This is a genomic window from Clostridium beijerinckii (assembly GCF_018223745.1).
Classification (GTDB): Bacteria; Bacillota; Clostridia; order Clostridiales; family Clostridiaceae; genus Clostridium; species Clostridium beijerinckii.
In genome coordinates, this window is record NZ_CP073653.1 from 4,906,531 (window position 1) to 4,927,664 (window position 21,134).

At 29.0% G+C, this 21,134-nt stretch carries 18 protein-coding genes; 8 read left to right on the forward strand and 10 right to left on the reverse strand.

The window, feature by feature from the left end; genetic code table 11:
• The first annotated feature begins 666 nt into the window (after positions 1-666).
• Positions 667-1,149, forward strand: a complete 483-nt coding sequence (locus KEC93_RS22135) for a hypothetical protein (protein WP_238892829.1) — start codon at positions 667-669, stop codon at positions 1,147-1,149.
• A gap of 86 nt (positions 1,150-1,235) precedes the next feature.
• Here the strand turns inward: KEC93_RS22135 and nspC are convergent, their stop codons facing one another.
• From nspC to KEC93_RS22185, 10 genes are all read right to left on the reverse strand, one after another.
• Positions 1,236-2,375 carry a carboxynorspermidine decarboxylase gene (gene nspC / locus KEC93_RS22140; protein ID WP_077869693.1) on the reverse strand — a complete coding sequence of 380 codons (1,140 nt, stop codon included), beginning with the start codon at positions 2,373-2,375 and terminating at the stop codon, positions 1,236-1,238.
• Positions 2,376-3,076: 701 nt separating this feature from the next.
• On the reverse strand, positions 3,077-4,279 hold the full coding sequence (locus KEC93_RS22145; RefSeq protein WP_012060565.1) for a saccharopine dehydrogenase family protein: 1,203 nt from the start codon (positions 4,277-4,279) through the stop codon (positions 3,077-3,079).
• A 143-nt stretch (positions 4,280-4,422) separates the two neighbouring features.
• Positions 4,423-5,277 (reverse strand): polyamine aminopropyltransferase, encoded by an 855-nt coding sequence (gene speE, locus KEC93_RS22150; protein WP_077869694.1) that lies wholly within the window; start codon positions 5,275-5,277, stop codon positions 4,423-4,425.
• Positions 5,278-6,735 (reverse strand): aminotransferase class I/II-fold pyridoxal phosphate-dependent enzyme, encoded by a 1,458-nt coding sequence (locus tag KEC93_RS22155; protein WP_012060567.1) that lies wholly within the window; start codon positions 6,733-6,735, stop codon positions 5,278-5,280.
• Between the two features lie 18 nt (positions 6,736-6,753).
• Positions 6,754-7,572, reverse strand: coding sequence for an adenosylmethionine decarboxylase (gene speD / locus KEC93_RS22160; protein ID WP_171781401.1), 819 nt, complete (start codon positions 7,570-7,572; stop codon positions 6,754-6,756).
• A 283-nt stretch (positions 7,573-7,855) separates the two neighbouring features.
• Positions 7,856-8,548 carry a 3'-5' exoribonuclease YhaM family protein gene (locus KEC93_RS22165; RefSeq protein WP_012060569.1) on the reverse strand — a complete coding sequence of 231 codons (693 nt, stop codon included), beginning with the start codon at positions 8,546-8,548 and terminating at the stop codon, positions 7,856-7,858.
• A gap of 223 nt (positions 8,549-8,771) precedes the next feature.
• Positions 8,772-9,116 carry a DUF3892 domain-containing protein gene (locus tag KEC93_RS22170; RefSeq protein ID WP_017212590.1) on the reverse strand — a complete coding sequence of 115 codons (345 nt, stop codon included), beginning with the start codon at positions 9,114-9,116 and terminating at the stop codon, positions 8,772-8,774.
• A gap of 200 nt (positions 9,117-9,316) precedes the next feature.
• Positions 9,317-9,919: an HAD family hydrolase gene (locus KEC93_RS22175; RefSeq protein ID WP_012060571.1), complete on the reverse strand. Its 603-nt coding sequence runs from the start codon at positions 9,917-9,919 to the stop codon at positions 9,317-9,319.
• Positions 9,920-10,689: 770 nt separating this feature from the next.
• Positions 10,690-11,253 (reverse strand): HDIG domain-containing metalloprotein, encoded by a 564-nt coding sequence (locus KEC93_RS22180; RefSeq protein WP_039770058.1) that lies wholly within the window; start codon positions 11,251-11,253, stop codon positions 10,690-10,692.
• A 248-nt stretch (positions 11,254-11,501) separates the two neighbouring features.
• Positions 11,502-12,329 carry a hypothetical protein gene (locus KEC93_RS22185; RefSeq protein WP_017212593.1) on the reverse strand — a complete coding sequence of 276 codons (828 nt, stop codon included), beginning with the start codon at positions 12,327-12,329 and terminating at the stop codon, positions 11,502-11,504.
• Positions 12,330-12,698: 369 nt separating this feature from the next.
• On the opposite strand from KEC93_RS22185, the gene KEC93_RS22190 reads away from it, so the two are divergent.
• The 7 genes from KEC93_RS22190 (at position 12,699) to KEC93_RS22220 (ending at position 21,107) form a co-directional block, all read left to right on the forward strand.
• The gene (locus tag KEC93_RS22190) at positions 12,699-13,142 is read left to right on the forward strand and encodes an RNA-binding protein (protein WP_077309330.1); all 444 of its coding nucleotides are present in this window, start codon (positions 12,699-12,701) and stop codon (positions 13,140-13,142) included.
• Between the two features lie 297 nt (positions 13,143-13,439).
• Entirely contained in the window at positions 13,440-14,609 is a 1,170-nt protein-coding gene (locus tag KEC93_RS22195) for a galactokinase (protein WP_012060575.1), read from the forward strand.
• 107 nt (positions 14,610-14,716) lie between these two features.
• Positions 14,717-15,709 (forward strand): UDP-glucose 4-epimerase GalE, encoded by a 993-nt coding sequence (gene galE / locus KEC93_RS22200; RefSeq protein WP_077869695.1) that lies wholly within the window; start codon positions 14,717-14,719, stop codon positions 15,707-15,709.
• A gap of 183 nt (positions 15,710-15,892) precedes the next feature.
• Positions 15,893-17,392: a UDP-glucose--hexose-1-phosphate uridylyltransferase gene (gene galT, locus KEC93_RS22205; RefSeq protein WP_077869696.1), complete on the forward strand. Its 1,500-nt coding sequence runs from the start codon at positions 15,893-15,895 to the stop codon at positions 17,390-17,392.
• 12 nt (positions 17,393-17,404) lie between these two features.
• Positions 17,405-18,418: a LacI family DNA-binding transcriptional regulator gene (locus KEC93_RS22210; RefSeq protein WP_077869697.1), complete on the forward strand. Its 1,014-nt coding sequence runs from the start codon at positions 17,405-17,407 to the stop codon at positions 18,416-18,418.
• 515 nt (positions 18,419-18,933) lie between these two features.
• Complete coding sequence (locus KEC93_RS22215) at positions 18,934-20,358, forward strand: putative DNA modification/repair radical SAM protein (RefSeq protein WP_077869098.1); 1,425 nt, start codon at positions 18,934-18,936, stop codon at positions 20,356-20,358.
• Between the two features lie 2 nt (positions 20,359-20,360).
• Positions 20,361-21,107: a TIGR03915 family putative DNA repair protein gene (locus KEC93_RS22220; protein WP_041899927.1), complete on the forward strand. Its 747-nt coding sequence runs from the start codon at positions 20,361-20,363 to the stop codon at positions 21,105-21,107.
• Positions 21,108-21,134: the final 27 nt, after the last annotated feature.

Sequence of the window (21,134 nt, forward strand, 5' to 3'; positions counted from 1 at the left end):
AGAGTTTTAAATTTTTTCATTCAAACAAAGAAATTTAATTCTGTACCGATTGACTATTCTTATCTAAATATGACTTCATAGTCCCATTGTTAACGTTAAACATTTTGCTTTTATTACTCCTTTCTACAAAAATAATCTGTAGAATACTTGTTTCAAATTTATTATAACATAAATAATAAACTTAATTAATAAATTAAATATGTAATTATGCTGTATTTTTACCATTGGATACAATTAATCTAAAAAATTTGTATACATTTTCATTTTATAAAATACTTTTACATAATAAGCATTACTTATAATAAAGGTTCTACACAAAGACCAACGTTCTAAAATGACTTAGAACGGTGGTCTTTAAAATTATATATAAACTTTACTTAAGAATATTTTATATTAATTAAAAGTTTCGTTACTGCTGAAATTTAACTGTATTTAACATATTTTCTTTAATCTATCCTTCATTATTTCCATCACTCTTTTCTCTTTATATTTAAAGATAGATATGAAATTTTACCCCAATTCTATCAAACTAATTTCGGGTACAAGTTAGTTGAATTAGCGGTAAATAAAGATAATCCTAATCTTAATATTGATGAAGAAAGTATCTCACCAAAAGAAAGTGCTGAAGTTCTTTGGAACTTAGTAATTAAGGAAGATAGTAGCGGCATGGAGAAACTTGGTTACAGCAAAGCTTTTGGCGAAAGAATAATTAAGAATATAAATAAAAATGATTTTAAAACTTTTAAGAAAGAATCTGGACAATCTGGTATTTCATTATCAGATGATCAACTTCAAGGAATGATAACTGCTCTAAGAAGTGCTATAAGTAAAAACTCAGTTAATTTTGAAGAGGTGTCTAAAACAGATAATTCTGCACAAGTTAAAGTATCATCAACATTTATAGATAGAGATCAAATCTCTAAAGATGCTGTAAATATTACTACATCTCAGGCACTATCAAATGGTATTAGAGATAAACAAAAACTTACAGAAGCTTACGTTGCAAACCTAATAGATTCAATTAATAAGGGCCAAATAAGCTCAACAACAACTGAAAATACATTCAGCTTCACCAAAGTCGGAAATATATGGTTGCCATCAGATACAACTAATTATACTGAAAGCATTTCTAAAATGGTTATGAAATAATTAGAAATATCATAAAAAGTCTTAACAAACTTAAGCGATTCAGAATAGGACTTTACCTCTATTCTGAATCGCTTATTTTTTTTCTGCTATAATCTAGCTTTAAAATCTTCATATCCAAATTCTTTTATTACTTCAATACCTTTTTCTTCACTATATTTTACAATTGCAGGAAGATTAACGCCATTAAATGTATTATTCTTAACCATTGAATAAATAGCCATATCGCAAAATACAAGTTTATCACCTGGCTTTAAAGGTTCTTTAAATGAATAATCTCCTATAATATCACCTGCAAGGCAAGTAGGACCACCAAATCTATAAGTAAATTCGAATTCATTTGGCTTTCCAGCACCTATTATATTAGGTCTATATGGCATTGCAAGTACGTCTGGCATATGACATTCCGCTGAAGTATCTAGTATAGCTATATCCATTCCATTTTTCATAGTATCTAATACTGTTGATACAAGGAATCCTGTATTTAGAGCAATGGCTTCACCTGGCTCAAGATATACTTGTACTTCATATTTATCTTTTATGAATTTAATAGATCTTATTAGTGTTTCTATATCATAATCTTCTCTAGTAATATGATGACCACCACCAAAGTTAATCCACTTCATTTTCTTGATGTACTTTCCGAATTTTTCATCTACCACTTTTATTGTACGTTCAAGGGTATCTGAATTCTGTTCACACATTGTATGAAAATGCAATCCATCTATACCTTCAATATCTTCTTCTTCAAAGTTAGCCAAAGTAACTCCCATTCTTGAATTTTCAAAACATGGATTATATATATCTGTTTCTATCTCTGAATACTCAGGGTTAATACGAATAGCACATTCGATTTTCTTTCCTTTAAAGTTTTTTACTTTATCCTTATATTTTCTCCATTGACTAAATGAATTAAATACTATATGATCGCTATATTTCATTATCTCATCAAATTCATCTTCTCTATATGCAGGAGAATAAATATGTACTTCTTTCCCCATCTCTTCATATCCAAGTCTAGCTTCATGAAGAGAACTTGAAGTAACTCCTTTTAGATATCTTCCAATCAATGGGAAAGTTGAGTACATAGAGAATGCTTTAGTTGCCAAAATAATATTAGCACCTGTTTCCTTTTGAACATAATCTAAAGTCTCCAAATTCTTCTTAAGAAGTCTCTCATCAACCAAATAACATGGTGATGGTAATTTGCTTAAATCTATATCTTTCATTAAATCACCAAACCTTTTTAATTATGTTTTATAGATAACCAACATAATAACCACACTTTAACTTATAACTTACCGAAATAAGTAACATACTTTTATTCCAGTTTCTAAGGAATTTGATAGGTGATTCTAAGACCAAAAGTTGTGCCCAAAATGCTAGCTTCAAAGACAAGCTCTGAACAAGCATATTTGGAACAACTTCTAATCTAAGAATCACAACCATAAGAATTCCTTATGAAACATTCCATAAAAGTATGTCACTCATTTCTAGTTAAGGTATATTTGAAATTATAAATATATTTCATAGTAGGTTATCTATATAAATGACAAACCATAAGTCATGACAATAATCTCTTGAAAATTTTACTAATATATATCCATTATTCTATAATTTTACCTCTAGAAACTTTTCACTTAGTATTACTTGTATACCAAGTAGAATTCACATGTATTTTCTAAACTTATGTGCAAATATATATTAGAAATAGAATACATTTTTGTGAAACAGGCATTTGAAAATGAGCTGCTTAAGGTACTTAATGCCAGGTTGTTCCATTATCTGCTTGTCACAATGAATATTGGGAACATGCAAGAATGGGTACAACCTGGCATTTAGAAACTTACAGCAAAATTTTCATTAGTCCTGTGGAACACAAATGTATTTTATTTCGTTAGGTCACCACATGGGATAGTTCATACATTTCTTATTCAACTAAAGTTGGATCAAAGCTTTCTTTCCATGGTAATCCCCATTTATTTAACTCTTCCATAAATGGATCTGGATCGAATTCTTCTACATTATATACTCCTGGTTTCTTCCATAAACCTTTCATTACTAAGCTTGCACCTATCATAGCTGGAACTCCAGTTGTGTAAGAAATTGCTTGAGATCCAACTTCTTTATAACATTCTTCATGATCACAAACATTGTAAACATAATATGTTTTATCTTTTCCATCTTTTTTACCTTGGAATATACATCCTATATTAGTCTTTCCTTTTGTTCTTGGACCTAATGATGCAGGATCTGGTAATACTGCTTTAAGGAATTGTAATGGTACTATTTGCTTTCCTTCAAATTCAATTGGTTCAATTGATGTCATACCAACATTCTCAAGTACATTTAAATGTGTTATATACTTTTGTGAGAACGTCATCCAGAATCTTATTCTCTTAATTCCTTTAATATTTATACCTAAAGATTCTAATTCTTCATGATGTAATAAATACATATCTTTTGGTCCGATTTCTGGGAAATCATAAACTCTCTTTATTTCAAGAGGTTCTGTTTCTATCCATTTCCCTTCTTCCCAATAGCTTCCTGGAGCTGTAATTTCACGAATATTGATTTCTGGGTTAAAGTTAGTTGCAAATGGATAACCATGATCACCAGCATTAGCATCTAATATATCAATATAATTTATTTCATCAAAATAATGCTTTTGAGCATAAGCACTAAATACACCAGTAACCCCTGGATCAAATCCACTTCCAAGTAATGCAGTTAAACCTGCCTTTTCAAATTTTTCTTTATATGCCCATTGCCACTTATATTCAAATTTTGCTGTATCAAGTGGTTCATAGTTAGCTGTATCTACATAATGAACTTTTGTTTCTAAACAAGCATCCATAATTGTTAAGTCTTGATAAGGAAGTGCAAGATTTATAACAACTTCTGGTTTAAATTTATTAATAAGTGCTACTAATTCTGGTACATTATCAGCATCGACTTTTGCTGTTTGTATTTTTGTCTTAGTTTTTCCTTCTAATGAAGCTTTTATTGCATCACACTTTGATAAAGTTCTACTAGCGATACAAATTTCCTCGAACACCTCTGAATTTTGACAACATTTATGAATAGCAACGCTAGCGACACCACCAGCGCCAATAATTAAAGCTTTTCCCATTCCAATTCCTCCAATTTCTTTATAAAATGAAACTTTTCAGATGGAGATTTATGCTCCAGCTGAATTTAGAATATTGACTTATTATTTTTTGATTATCTTCAAGTCATGAACAAAGAATTTAATTGTACTATCTGATAATTTTTCTAATCAGTAAGTCCATTTAACATATCCCTAACGTAAGTTGGAAGTGCAAAGCACCCTACATGAAGATCTGTATTATAATATTTTGTTTTTATCCCTAACTTATTCCAAGCTTCTGCATTAAAATCCTTTATAGGGTGATACTTTTTTGAAGCAAATCCAAATAACCAATGTCCTGATGGATATGTTGGAATATGTGCTTGATAGACCCTAATGATTGGAAAAAATTTCGTTATTTTTTCATGAGCTTCTTTCATTGCAGCCGCATCATTATCATAGTATGGACTTTCATGTTGATTAACTAAAATTCCATCTTCTCTTAGTGCTTTATAGCAATTTCCATAAAACTCCTTAGTAAATAATCCTTCTCCTGATCCAAAAGGATCTGTTGAATCAACTATTATTAAGTCATATTCATCTTCTTTATCACGTATAAATTTCAAACCATCTTCATAGAATACATTAACTCTTTTATCATCAAGCTTACATGATGTTAGCGGAAAATACTCTCTACAAATATCAACAACTCTTTTATCAATTTCAACCATATCTATCTTTTCAACTGTGCTGTATCTTGTAAGTTCTCTTATTGTTCCACCGTCACCAGCACCTATAACTAAAACATTCTTAATATTTGGATTAGTTGCCATTGGTACATGAACTATCATATCGTGGTAAATAAATTCATCTTTTTCAGTTACCATCATTAATCCATCTAATGTAAAAAACCTTCCGAATTCCTTAGCTTCAAGTACATCTATTCTTTGGAATTCAGTTTTTTCAGTATGTATTTCTTTTTCAACTTTAATTGAAAATCTTACATTTTCTGTGTGTTGTTCTGTATACCATAACTCCATTTACTTGTCCTCCACAACATTAATATTTTCAATTTTAGTATCTTCTGTTCCAGTTAAAAAACAACCTTTTTCTTTTGCATAATTTATGTAGTCCAATATTTCTTTTGTTATTTTTTCTCCTGGAGCAAGAATTGGTATTCCTGGTGGATAACACATTACAAATTCAGCACATATTTTCTCACTGCTTTCATTTAGCGGCACTGAAGTTTTTTGAGAATAAAATGCTTCCTGAGGAGTTAATACAACTTCAGGATCTATATACTCATGATCAAACATACCAATTTTATCTTTTGAATGCAATCTCTTAATTTCAGATAATGAAGATATTAATCTTTCAATTGCAAGACTACGATCTCCAACAGAAATAATAGCTAAAATATTTGCAATGTCTCCCAATTCAATTTGTATACCATACTCATCTCTTAATAGATCATATACTTCTATTCCAGCAAGACCTATTTCTCTAGTGAATACAGATAACTTTGTTATATCAAAATCATAAACTGCATCTCCATCAATTAACTCTTTTGAAAAGGCATAATAACCGCCTATTTTATTTATTTCACCTCTAGCATATTCAGAGATTTGCTTTACTTTATCAAAAATTTCTTTTCCATGTAATACAAGATCTCTTCTTGCCAAATCAAGTGATGACATTAAAAGATATGAACCACTTGTAGTCTGAGTCAAATTAATTATTTGACGAACATATCCTATTGCTAAATCACAATTTAAGAGTAGAAAAGAACTTTGAGTTAAAGATCCTCCAGTCTTATGCATACTGACTGCTGCCATATCTGCCCCAGCATCAACTGCTGATAAAGGCATATTGTCACCAAAATAAAAATGTGTTCCATGAGCTTCATCTACTAATACGTACATTCCATTTTCATGGGCAAGTTTCGTAATTTCTTTTAAATTTGAACAAATCCCATAATAAGTAGGATTATTTACAAATATCGCTTTTGCGTCTGGGTTTTCTCTAATTGCTTTTTTTACATCTTCAACCGACATCCCAAGTGGTATTCCAAGTTGTTTATTTGTTCCTGGATTTATATAAACCGGAATTGCTCCGCTAATTATTAAAGCATTTATAGCACTTCTATGCACATTACGAGGCATTATAATCTTTTCACCTTTTTTACATACACTCATAACCATAGCCTGAACTGCAGAACTTGTTCCATTAACCATTAAAAATGCGTGTTTAGAACCAAATGCATCAGCCGCAAGCTCCTCAGCTTCTCTTATAACCGATACCGGGTGAATAAGATTATCGAGTGGTTTCATTGAATTTACATCTACTGAAAGACATTGCTCTCCCAAGAATTCCCTAAGCATATCGTTTCCTCGGCCCTGCTTATGACCTGGTACATCAAACGGAACCACTCTAGCTTTCTTATATTCTATTAATGCTTCATAGATTGGTGCTCTTGAGTGGGATTCTTTGTTTTTCATCGTATACATCCCTCCCCGTTAATATATATTAGTTCCACTAAAAATCTCAATCATCTCTCTTCTTAAGTTGTTTTCAATTTCAAGTCTTTGCTTTGGCTTGATTTCATAAACATCTCTATTAAAAAGGTAATTTTGAAGTTCAATTTCTTTAATTAGCATTTTAGTGTGAAATATATTTGATTGATATACATTTATATCCATTGCATCATATCTCTTCAAGGTATTTTCATCAATATAATCTTGTATTGATGTTATTTTATGATCTATAAATAATTTTTTGCCATCAACATCTCGGGTAAAACCTCTGACACGATAATCTATCGTTATGATGTCTGAATCAAAACTTCCTATAAGATAGTTTAGTGCATTTAGCGGAGATACTTCTCCACAAGTGGCTACATCAATATCAACACGAAAAGTAGCAATTGAATTATCTGGATGATATTCTGGATAAGTATGCACAGTAACATGACTTTTATCTAAATGTCCTACAACAGTGTCTCTAGTTTTCAAAATGTCAATTTCACCTTTATTACAAGATGCATCTATTTCTTTGACTGCTAGGGTCTGTTCCGATACTAGAATAGTTACACTTGCTCCCTGAGGATCATAATCTTGTTTTGAAATATTAAGTACATGTGCTCCAATACTTTCCGTTACATCACACAGAATTCTAGTAAGTCTTTCTGAATTGTATTGCTCATCAATATAAGCAATATAGTCCTTTTGCTCTCGCTCACTTTTTGCATAGCATACATCATAGATGTTAAAGCTAAGTGTTTTTGTGAGGTTGTTAAAGCCGTATAACTTCAGCTTGTTTTCCAACCCTAACATCACAACCTTTCTGGCATAAATTATAGTTGCATTAGAATTTGTTTCAAAAATTCAATCACTAAAATCCTATATATTCTAATGTTTATAACCTTCAAATACTCACCTTCTAGTTTACCTTGAAACATCTTTATTATACAACATTGACATTTTACTATATTATCTTTAAAATTGCTACTATTTATGACAATATTTCTTTAATATACTTGATAAATTTGTTTGAAGTCCCTTATGCTTTATTTTGGTTGCAAATCCTTCTTATTTCTCACATATATAAATAAAGTAATAATTAACTATTTTTTCTTAAAGCTCTTTCTTTTACATATTGATTATATTCTTCTATTGAATAAACTTCTGGTTCTCTTACTTCTTCCAAGAAATGTGAAGCCTCTGCATCTGCATTACTAAATGCCAAAACTGACTTATGCATTTCTATTGCCTTGTTGTAGTCTCTATATTCATCCTTTGGAACATAAGCACCCATATGCCATCTTATCATTAAACATTCTTCTAATGATAACTTGACAAACTGTTGAAGTAGAATTACACTTTTCTCTCCATGTCCTAAAGGAATTTTATCGTCAAATTCATAGGCTGCATATCCTATCCACTTTCCTGTCATCTCATCTTTTTTTAATCTCATAGTTTTTTCATAAAAATTACACTTACACAAATCATGTAGATATCCTGTTAAATACATTGTATCATGACTCAAACCTAGGTTATATTGTTTATTTTTTTGTATTAATAATTCAACAACATTATCAGAGTGAAGTGCTAATCCTCCATCAAAGTTTGAATGAAACTTAGTAGATGCTGGGGCTGTAAAATAATCGGTTCTTTCTAAAAGATATTTTATTAATTCATCTATCCCATCTCTTTTAATCGAGCTCAATCTTTCTAATATCTTATCTTTCAATTCTTGCATTTCTTTTGCTGCCTTAGCTTTTGTCATTTCCTTTAAGTCACTTAAATCACTCATGAATACATCTCCTTACATTAATCAACTTATAATTATTATTTTTTTCCTCTAAGCACATATCTATTCATTATTATGCTTCTTTTACTATTTTAACACTTTTAAGAAAAAACTCATATCATTGAATTCAATGATATGAGTTTTCTAAGTTAAAAATATTCTTTCTTTATTTTAATAGTAACATATTCCATAGAGTTTATAAGCAAATTTTATTTAAAAAAGTATTTTATTCTTCTACTACTGGCAAGGCGCTTAAATTGTTTGACTCATCATCATCTCTTAAACTCCTTAAATATTCCTCACCTTTTCTTGATGTTGAGACAGATACTCCAGATATAGCTCCATCTTTGGCTAGCTCCACGCCTCTTTCTTTAGTTATTCTCTCTCCATTTGAAAGTTCATATCCTGTTATCTCACCCGAATGCTTTATTATAGCCTTTATAGAGCTTTTTTCAACATTTGACTGTGAATCTTCGTTATCACTTAACTTTATGTCAGTATTTGCTACAGCAGCATTATGAATAAAGTCATATGTTAATCCCATTGAAGATACATTATATTTATCCTCCATACAAACACCTCCTATTTTCTAGATAAGCATATGTGTATATTTCTAAACTCTGTTTTTTAATTTTTTAAAATAAACTTGCTGAATAATTAAAATATAGCAAGTCAGTATTTTAGTATATTTTCTTTTATATGCCTATTCTAAAAACCTTTAGTGTTATATTGTCCAATAAAAATACTTTAATGCATTCTATTATTTACTATTTAAATATTGATATCAAATTTTTGTAATTCATCTTCCAGTTTCCTTGGTTCTTTTAAGACTATTCCTTTTAATCCAAGCTTAATAGCAGCTTCGATATTTTGCTCCATATCATCTATAAATAGAGTTTCGCCTGGTTCTAAACTATATCTATATAGTATCTTCTCATAAATTTCTTTTTCAGGTTTAAGTAATTTCTCTTTATAAGAAACCACTCCTCCTTCAAATAATTTAAATAAGTCATACTTATTATTTATATATTCAAAAGCTGCTAAATGAAAATTAGATAGATAATAAATTTTATAACCTTTTTGCTTTAGTTTTTTCAATGTATCCACGCTGCTTTCTATTGGAATCAGCATATCGTACCAATTTTCAAAGACTTTATTAATTAACTCTTCACTTTCAGTGTTTCTGTTAATTATATTTCTTTTAGCATCTTCTTCACAAATTGTTCCTCTATCAAGCATTGGCCATTCATCACTCTGAAATATACATTTATATATTTCCTCTACTTTTTCTTCATCAATTTTTGATCTTACATATATCTTCGGTTGAAAATCTAAAATAACATTTCCAAGATCAAATATTATATTTTTAATCATAAAAATTCTCCTAATTTTAATAATGTATCTTATTAACTATATGGTTCCTCAATGATATTCAAACTTATGAAATTTCAATATTGCTGTTATTCAGAAATTTGAAACAGTTGATATGTATTGTTATCAATATGGAACCCTATAGATATCCAAATTTAAAACTAAACTTATGTGATAACTTACCGAAATCATAAATATTTTGTTCCGAAAAGCTATGAAAATATCGCTAAAATTTCTAAGCAGCAAGTTGTATCCAATTTAGCATGCTCCACCTTTCAGTTTGACAAGCTAAATTGGAACAACCTACAGCTAAGAACCTTTAACAGCTCATTTTCAAATGTTTTCTCCACAAATATATTTATGATTTCTAGTGATGATATGAACTTAAAGTTTTAGCAAATTTGCAAATACATTCATCTAATAAGTTGAATTCTTAAATTGGATATCTATATATATAGATATCCAATTTGAGAATTATACTTATAGCTTTAAAAATCTGCTATATCAGAAAGGACAGGTACTCTTTTGTGCAGTGTTACATTAGAGAATATGTTGCAGGCATTTCTTCATCATAAGTTGTTCCATTTTTGCTTGTCTCGAGAGCATGCTGAAATGGTGCAACTTATGCTGTTAGAAAGCCTCAACTTATTCTCAGTAACCGAAACAACAGAGTACCTGTCCTTTCGGTAAATTATTGCATAAGTCTAAGTTTTGTTTTGGATATCTATATAATTTTATATTTGTATGATAAATTTAACTATTAATATTCCATACTAAAGGCCAATATCTTCTGCTACATTTCTCATTCCTAAAATTGTATTTTCTATAACCTTGTCTAATTCCATATCTATCATCTTGCAACCATTTAATATTACATTTCTGTCTACTCCTGCCGCAAATCCTTTAGTCTTAAATTTTTTCTTAACAGATTTAACTTCTAGATCCATTACGCTTTTAGATGGTCTCATTAATGCAGCTGCCCCTATAAGACCTGTAAGTTCATCTATTGTATAAAGTACCTTCTCAGCATTGCTTTCAGGTTTTATTTCATTTACTATTCCATATCCATGAGATGCAACCGCTCTTATATAACTCTCCGGAAATCCTTCTTCTCTCATTATTTCTTGAGATTTAGCACAATGCTTATCTGGATACATTTCATAATCTATATCATGAAGTAATCCAATTATGCCCCATACATCCTCATCTTCATTATAGAGTTTAGCAAAATGTCTCATTGCCCCCTCTACTGCTAGTCCATGTTTTCTGAGTGCATCACTTTTATTATACTTACAAAGTGCGTCCCATGCCTTTTGTCTATTAATTTTTTCTTCCATATTATATAGCCCCCTTAACATATGTATATAAAATTATTTTTATTAACATTTATTTCTATATATGAAATTATATCCATGTTAATAAAAATAATATCACTATGAAAATTTATAATCAATATTATTAGGATTTAAGTTATAAAATTATATATATCATACTTAAGTTTCTAAATTATAACCCCAATGTAAAATCCTTCTCACTAGCATTTTTAAATGTGAATTTATTATTCAACTTTATAAATGCAGACTTCCTATTTATAAGTCTGCATTTTATGGCTAATATTTTTATATTCATCCTTTAGCTTAGTAATTACTCTTTCTTCATCATATTTATTATACGGCCATATTCTAGTTTCTACCTTACATCTAATCCACTCAGCTTTTAAACATATTTGCACAAGCTCATCTATATCTCTATTTAGGCTTTCAATTTCATTTTCATAATTACTTACTATATAGTCGCTTTTTTCAACTATATTATTTATTAATTGCAAATCATCTCTGTATGCAGATTTAACTTCATTTTTAAGTTCTAGTAAATTTAATAAATTTATATTATTTTTATGTTCAACATTCTTATAACTATTTGCCATGGCCAAAAATTCCTTTAATATTTTTTTTTCACTTATCACATCTATAGCTTCATAAAATTTCGTTGTTATATCTTCATTTCTTTCTGCAGATTTTATTGCATTTTTACAATAATATATTAATAAATAACTATTAAGTGTAGCTTTTAATTCTTCTACTTTTGATATTAGCTCAATATCTAGTTTTCCTGTAAAATTCAAATGCATTTTAATCAACGATACTATTTTATCTAACTCTCTTCTATATTCAACCTTATTACTTCCATCTTTAGTTCTAATATATAAGTTAGTTATATTGCTTAGCTCTTTCAAGCTTGCAATATGCGTTCTTAATGTAGTTATCCATATGACTCTAAATCTTGTAATATTATTTATGTAAAGAGTTTTCTTGTTTTGAAATAAATTAAGCACTCCTGTTAAAAGAGTTATTAATATTCCCGTAAATGTAATTATATCTATTATTGCTATCTCCAGTTCTCCGATTCTCATAAAATTCTCCTAAGTTCCTTAGCTTATATTCTCTAGCTGTCTTTATATTTCATAAACAAACATAAAAAAGAACTAAGATTACAGTTCTCAGCCCTCGTTCTTGTGTTTATTTTATTCATTTTTTCCTCTTTTATTCTGTATTCTAAGCATAAAATATTTTCTTTCATTAATATATATATTTCAAAAATGATTCTTCATGATAATTCTAAAGATATTGCAATAATTTTAGTTGCAATTGTGAATTGTGCAATGTGCGTTGTGCATTGTGAATTGCAACATATATATATTTTATTATAGATTAAATTTTAGTATCCTTTTATATGCCTCTGTAATAAACTATAATAAAGCAATTAACAAAAAGGTGGTAAAATGAATCCTTTATTAAGTATGATACTCAGTTCCCTATTTAATGGAATGGGTGGCGGATTTAGAAATCCCATGATGCCTAACCAAAATGGTGGCAGTAATCCAAATCAAATGGGTGGTAATCCTTTATTGAACATGCTTATGGGTGGCATGGGTGGCGGCATGAACCCTATGAATGGAAATCCATTAATGAACATGTTGATGGGAAATATGGGCGGATCTAACGGTTCTCCATTTAATAATCCAAATAACAACCCTAACATGAATAATGCAAATAATATGAATAGCAATGGTCCAAATATGAATAATATGGGAAATATGAACGATATTAATTCCTTATTAAGTATGCTAATGGGAAATCAGGGCAATATGCCTATGAATAATATGAATAATATGATGAACAATATGAACAACAATTCAAATAGACATTCCCATTCAAAAAAATAGTGGACATTCTAATAGGTAGCTTAAAATTTAGGCTACCTATTAAATTTTATAACAGTAAGCCTTTTCTATAAAAATATTCTAAATTTATATATTCTCAAATAATCACTTCAGAAATAATTATTATTTGTAATCTTTCTCATGAAAGATTAAGCTTATCACTGTTGTCCTATTAAGCCTCTATCTATAGTGTATATTCACAGATTTTGTATATATCTAAAAAATTCTAAATTTTCTTAATTCCCTCTTTACTTTTTAATAGTAATCGCTTACTATTAAATTAAAAGGGAGGTATTAAATATGGAGAATATTAATGTATTAAAAAGTGATTTCACAAAATTATTTGCAAAAGATGCTGAAAGTGTTTTCTTTTCACCTGGAAGAGTTAATTTAATTGGAGAACATACTGATTACAATGGAGGTAATGTCTTTCCTTGCGCTCTTACTATTGGAACTTATGCTTTAGTTAGACAAAGAGAAGATAAAAATGTATTAGTTAACTCTTTAAACTTTAAAGAATTAGGAATTTTAGAATTTAGTTTAGAGAATATGATATATGAAAAACAACACGATTGGGCCAATTATCCTAAAGGTGTAATTAAAACTTTTGAAAATCATGGTTATAATATTCCTAACGGATTTGAAATACTTTTCTATGGAAATATTCCAAATGGTTCTGGATTGTCCTCTTCTGCTTCAATAGAAGTTTTGATGGGAACTATATTAAATGATTTGTTCAATTTAAATATCAACATGGTTGATATAGTAAAAATGTGTCAAGAAGCTGAAAATAAATTTATCGGTGTAAATTGTGGAATAATGGATCAATTTGCTATTGGCATGGGAAAGGAAAATTGTGCGATTCTTTTAGATTGTAATACCTTGAAATATTCATACAGTACTATTGCTATGGATGGCTACAAGATAGTAATTGCCAATACAAATAAAAAGCGTGGTCTAGCTGACTCTAAGTACAATGAAAGACGAAGTGAATGTGAAACTGCCTTAGCTGAAATACAAAAAGTTAAGAATATTAATGCTTTAGGTGAGCTTACAGAAGAAGAATTTGAAGAAGTTAAATCTTGTATTTCAGATCCTATTAAAGCAAAAAGAGCAAAACATGCAGTATATGAAAATAGAAGAACATTAAAGGCTGTAAAAGCTCTAGAAGAAAATGATTTAACTCTATTCGGAAAACTTATGAATGATTCTCACATTTCTCTAAGAGATGATTATGAAGTTACTGGAATAGAGCTAGATACTTTAGTTTCTCTTGCTTGGAAAAGTGAAGGTGTAATTGGAGCTCGTATGACAGGCGCTGGTTTCGGGGGCTGCACAGTTAATATTGTTAAAGAAGACTGTATAGATTCATTTGTAGAAAAAGTTAAAGCCGAATATACAAGCAAAATTGGCTATGAACCTAGCTTCTATGTAGTTAGCATTTCAGATGGAACAAGAAAAATTGGATAAAAGATTTACTACTTAAGATTTTATTAAGTTGATTATAAGAAAGATTTAGTTTAAATTTAAAGTATAAGTCTTTAAACCAAATCAATAAAAATAAGGGAGATGTTAATATGTCAATATTAGTTTGTGGTGGTGCTGGATATATCGGCTCTCATACAGTTCATGAACTTGTAAAACAAAATAAAGACGTAATAATAGTTGATAATTTACAATCAGGTCATATGAAAGCTGTAAATCCAAAAGCAAAATTTTATAAAGGTGATATAAGAGATTCTGAGTTTTTAGATAAAGTTTTTTCTGAAAATAAAATCGATGCTATTATACATTTCGCTGCTAATTCTTTAGTTGGCGAAAGTATGGTAAAACCTCTACTATATTTCAATAATAATGTATATGGTATGCAAATATTACTTGAAAGCATGGTAAAACATGATATTAAGAATATAGTTTTTTCTTCAACTGCAGCAGTATATGGAGAACCAAAGAAAATTCCTATCTCTGAAGATGATGAAACAAATCCAACTAATACCTATGGTGAAACAAAGCTGACTATGGAAAAAATGATGAAATGGGTTAGCAAAGCTAATGGAATAAATTACGTTTCTTTAAGATACTTTAATGCAGCTGGTGCACTAGAAGATGGAAGCATCGGTGAGGATCACTCTCCTGAAAGTCACTTAATACCTCTAATACTTCAAGTTCCACTTGGAAAAAGAGAAGCTATAACTGTTTTTGGAGAAGATTATGATACTCCTGATGGTACTTGTATAAGAGATTATATTCATGTACTAGACTTAGCAGACGCACATATAAAAGCTGTTGAGTATTTACAAAGCGGAAATAAAAGTAACATCTTCAATCTAGGTAATGGAATTGGCTTTAGCGTTAAAGAAATGATTGATTCAGCTAAAGAAGCAACTAGTGAAGAAATTGAAGTTGTTGTGGGCGAAAGACGTGCTGGTGATCCTGCAAGATTAATAGCTTCTAATGAAAAAGCTCAAAAGATTCTAGGCTGGACTCCTAAATATACTGATGTAAAAGCTATAATCAAAACAGCTTGGACATGGCACAAAAATAATCCTAACGGATATGATGACAAATAATAAAATCATATAGAATTTTAAAATTTATCTTGGGAAACTAGAGCCAACCTAAAAACTTATATGGTTCAAGTTTCCGCCACCTAGGCATAGAAAAAGATAAGTCTATGAAATAAACTAACATGGACTTATTTTTTAGATATGTCTTAGATTAATACCTTTTGTTAAAATTGAGGAGGTTTTAGCATGATAAATATAAATCATGAAATAAATAGACTTATGAACTTTGCATTGAAAAAAAATCTTATAAATAATGATGATATAATTTACTCTACCAATATGATTCTTGGAGTATTAAACTTAAATGAATTTGAAGTTTGTGAAGTTGATGAAACTTTAGAAACTCCAACTCCTATCTTAGAAAATATCTTAGACTACGCATGTGAAAATAATTTAATAGAAAATACAGTAACTGAAAGAGACTTATTTGATACTTTAATTATGAACTGCGTAATGCCAAGACCTTCTGAGGTTATAAATAACTTTAATAATTTATATAATATCTCTCCAACTAAAGCTACTGAGTACTATTATGATTTAAGCATTTCTTCTAACTATATTCGAAAAGATAGAATTGACAAGAACATAATCTGGAAAGCATCAACGGAATATGGAGACTTAGATATAACAATTAATTTATCAAAACCAGAAAAAGATCCTAGGGATATAGCAAAAGCTAAATTAATTAAATCTAGTTCATATCCTAAATGTTTATTATGTAAAGAAAATGAAGGATTTTATGGTCATATAAATCATCCTGCCAGACAGACTCATAGAATTATACCTTTGGATTTTGATAAACAAAAATATTTCTTGCAGTATTCCCCTTATACTTATTATAATGAGCATTGTATAATTCTAAATAGCGAACATATACCTATGAAAATTAATAAGGATACTTTTAGGAATTTATTGATTTTTACTGATATACTACCTCATTACTTTGCTGGATCTAACGCTGACTTGCCTATAGTTGGAGGATCAATACTATCTCATGATCATTATCAAGGTGGTCACTACACATTTGCTATGGAAAAAGCTCCAATAGAAAAAAACTACTCAGTTAAAAATTATGAAGATGTTGAAATAGGTAGAGTCAAATGGCCTATGTCTGTTGTTAGGCTTTCAAGTAATGATAAAGATAAATTATTAGATTTAGCTGACCATATTTTAACCTCATGGAGAAGCTACTCAGATGAATCTGTAAACATATTAAGTCATACAGCGGATGAACCGCATAATACTATTACTCCTATTGCAAGAAAAAGGAATAATAAATATGAACTAGATTTAGTCTTAAGGAATAATAGAACAAGTACTGAGCACCCTCTTGGTATTTTCCATCCTCATAGTGAAGTTCATCATATTAAAAAAGAAAATATAGGACTTATAGAAGTCATGGGACTTGCAGTTCTTCCTGCAAGATTAAAAGAAGAATTAAATGTTTTAAAGGAATACTTAATTAATATAAAAGACAACATTTTAGATGATGAAATGGTGGCAAAACATTCTGATTGGTATAAATATCTTCTAGAAAAATACTCTAATATATCTCAAGAAAACGTTGATTCTATTCTAAAAGAAGAAGTTGGATTTAAATTCTTAGAAGTATTATGTCACTCTGGAGTATTTAAAAGAAATGAAAAAGGATTTGCTGCCTTTGATAAATTTATAAATATATTATAAGGTGGAATAATTATGAAATTAACCATAGTAGATGTAGCTAAAAAAGCTAATGTATCTGTTGCGACTGTTTCAAGAGTAATGAATGGAAATTATCCAGTGAAAGAAGAAACAAGAAAAAGAGTACTTGAAGTAATAGAAGAACTTAAATATATTCCTAATATGCAAGCACGTGAGCTTACTAAACAGAAGTCAGCTACTATAGGTGTTGTTGTTCCTAGTATCAATAATATGTTTTTCCCAGAAGTTATAAACGGGATTGAAAGCAGCTTAAAAGCAAATAATTTGTCTTTAGTGCTAGCATGTAGTAATAATGATAGTGAAGAAGAAAAATTATGCGTTAACAATTTATTATCTAGGAATGTATCTGGAATAATAGTTATTGACCCAAATACAGAAAATATTAAATCTAAATTTTTTCATAATATTTCAAAACAAACTCCCATTGTTTTTGTTAATGGACATTCCGTGTCCACAAATATTTCATCTGTTGTAAATGATGAAGCTATGGGTGCAAGTATGGCTTTAAACTATTTATTAGAAAAAAATCACAAAGATATACTATTTGTTAGAGGAAAAGATAGTTATTCTTATGACGTAAAGGAAAAAGTTTATACAGAAATAATGGATGATTTAAATAATTTTAATCCACAAAATATTATCAACATAGGAAATGGAAATAGTAGTGAAACTGTTGATAACACTGTTAATATATTCCTAAATGTCCTTAAAGCATCTACTGCAACTGCAGTTCTTGCCTGCAATGACCTTATGGCTGTTGGTGTACTTAACGCTTGCAAAAAACTAAATATAGATGTACCAGATAAATTATCTATTATGGGATTCGATAATATAGATTTGAGTAAATTTGTAGAACCTAAGTTAACTACTATAGATCAGAACATGTTTCTTCTTGGCTCAAATGCAGCAACACTGCTATTAGAAAAAATAGAATGTGATAATTCTTGCAGCAAGAGAATTATTCTTATGAATACTTTAATTGAGCGTGATACTGTAACCGCTATTTAATATATTTATTAAAATAAATAATGCATTTGTTATAGTTACTGATTATTTTTAATGTAACATATACCAAAGCATTATTTTTTTAATTTAATCATAAATAAGTTTATAATTGAATTCTATTTACATAGAATTTACTCTTACATACGGAATTTAACTTTTCATTTTAGTTTTTTTATCAAAACTTTAAAATGAATTCATTGCCACAGAACATATATTCGTATATAATATTTTTAACGAATATATGTTCTTTTTCTATTTGTATATGTTCTAAAAAATATGATTCAATCATTATAGAATTATCTAATTTTTTATTATCTTATATTTTAAAATAAACTTCGATGAATTAAATTTTTTAGAGCGTGTATATTTTATGATAATTAATTTAACTTTAAAATTCTATTCCCTACGTGCTTAGTTAATGCAAAAATACAAAAACTAAATTCCAATACACCATTCAAGTTTTGTCAGAGCATATATTTTAATTTTAAAGTTTCATTTTATAAGGAAGTGTAATCAAAATGGATTTAATGGAAAAATTAAAAATATTATCTAATGCCGCAAAATATGATGTCTCTTGTTCCTCTTCTGGCTCAAAGAGACAGAATGCTAAAAATGGAATAGGCAATGCTTCAGAAGCTGGTATTTGTCACAGCTTTACTCCGGATGGACGTTGCATTTCTCTCCTTAAAATATTATTTTCAAATGATTGTATTTTTGATTGTAAATATTGCATTAATGGATCATCTAGAGATTTTTTAAGAGTAAGCTTTACTCCTGATGAAATATGCAGTCTTTCTATTAATTTTTACAGGCGTAATTATATAGAGGGCCTCTTTTTAAGTTCCGCTGTTATTTATAATCCTAATTATACTATGGAACTTCTACTTAAAACTGTGAAAAAACTGCGTATAGAAAATAAGTTCAATGGTTATATTCATCTAAAAGTTATACCTGGCGCTGATAATGCTTTAATTGAGGAAGCTGGAAAATTTGTAGATAGAATGAGTGTTAATATAGAACTTCCTTCTAGCAATAGTCTTAAACTTTTAGCACCTCAAAAGAGTAAAGAAAAAATTTTACAACCTATGAAAACTATAAAAAATTCAATAATTAATTATAGTGAAATGAAAAAAAGCATAAAAAGTACACCATTGTTTGTACCAGGTGGTCAAAGTACTCAATTAATCGTTGGCGCAACTCCTGAAAGTGATGGAAAAATCCTAAAACTCTCTGAAGCTCTTTACAATAAATATAGTCTAAAGAGAGTGTACTACTCTGCTTATGTCCCTGTGATTAAGGACAATAACCTGCTTCCTGACATTACGCATCCACCAATGCTTAGAGAACATAGACTTTATCAAGCCGATTGGCTTCTTAGATATTATGGATTTAAAGCTAATGAACTCTTGAAGAATGATGATGATAACTTTGATTTAAATTTCGACCCAAAAACACATTGGGCATTATCCAATTTGAATGAATTTCCTGTTGAAATTAACAAAGTTTCTTATGAAAAATTATTACGAATACCTGGTATAGGAGTTACTTCTGCTAAGAAAATTTTAAAAATAAGAAGAGTTCATAATCTGACCTTTGATGACTTGAGAAACCTAAGGGTTGTACTTAAAAGAGCTAAATATTTTATTACCTGTAACGGAAAATATCATGGAGATGTTCTTTTTGATACTATTAAAATAAAAAATAAACTTCTAGAACAAGATATTTCTAAAAGTGGCAGCGTAAATCCTAATCAAATATCATTTTTTGATAATACTTCATTTAATGATGTAAAGCTTCCTTCTGGAATTATATTACCTAAGGATAATATTTCTTTATCACATATATCATCTATAAAAAATGAAAACTCTTTAAATAATATAATTCCTAAGTCAAATATATTAACATTAGGTGATAAAATTACTTCTTTAACTGGAGAGTTTTGATTATGAAAATATACTTATATGACGATACTTTTGAAGGCCTATTAACTTCCATATATGATGCTTTTTACTCAAATGGATCACCTCCAACATCTATATATGGAAAAAGCCAGACAAATACTCCCCTTTTGCTCGGGAATATAGTTGAAATTTCTACTGATATTAATAAGTTTAAAAAAGTAAAAGATGCCATTATAAATAAAATTAACTTCCTCTCATTAAAAAAAATATACTTTGCATTTTTAAGTAATTATGAGGACAAAGGAATAATAATATTTAATTATTTAAAGGTAGCCTTTAAACTCGGACCAGATGTTCATGATTTTTTAAATGTAGATGTAATAAGACTTGTAGATAATATTACAAAAAAAGTTTTAAATGAATGCCATAGATTTGAAGGATTTATTAGATTTAATCAAATAGAAGAGAAACTTTTATACTCTTCTATTGAACCAGATAATGACATTTTAGAGCTTATTGGAGATCATTTTAAAAATAGATTTCCTAGGGAATATTTTATTATACACGATATTTCTAGACAAAAAGCTTTAATATATAATACAAATTTTTACGAAATAATAGATATGGATATGGAAACTTATGAAAAACTAAAATTTCACAACGATGAATATACAGACCTTTGGAAAACATATTTTAAAGCCACTACTATAGAAGAGCGAAAAAATCTTAAACTTCAATGTAGAATGATGCCTAAAAGATATTGGAAGCACATACTAGAAACAAAAATATAATTTACATTCTTCATAAGTGTAAGTATT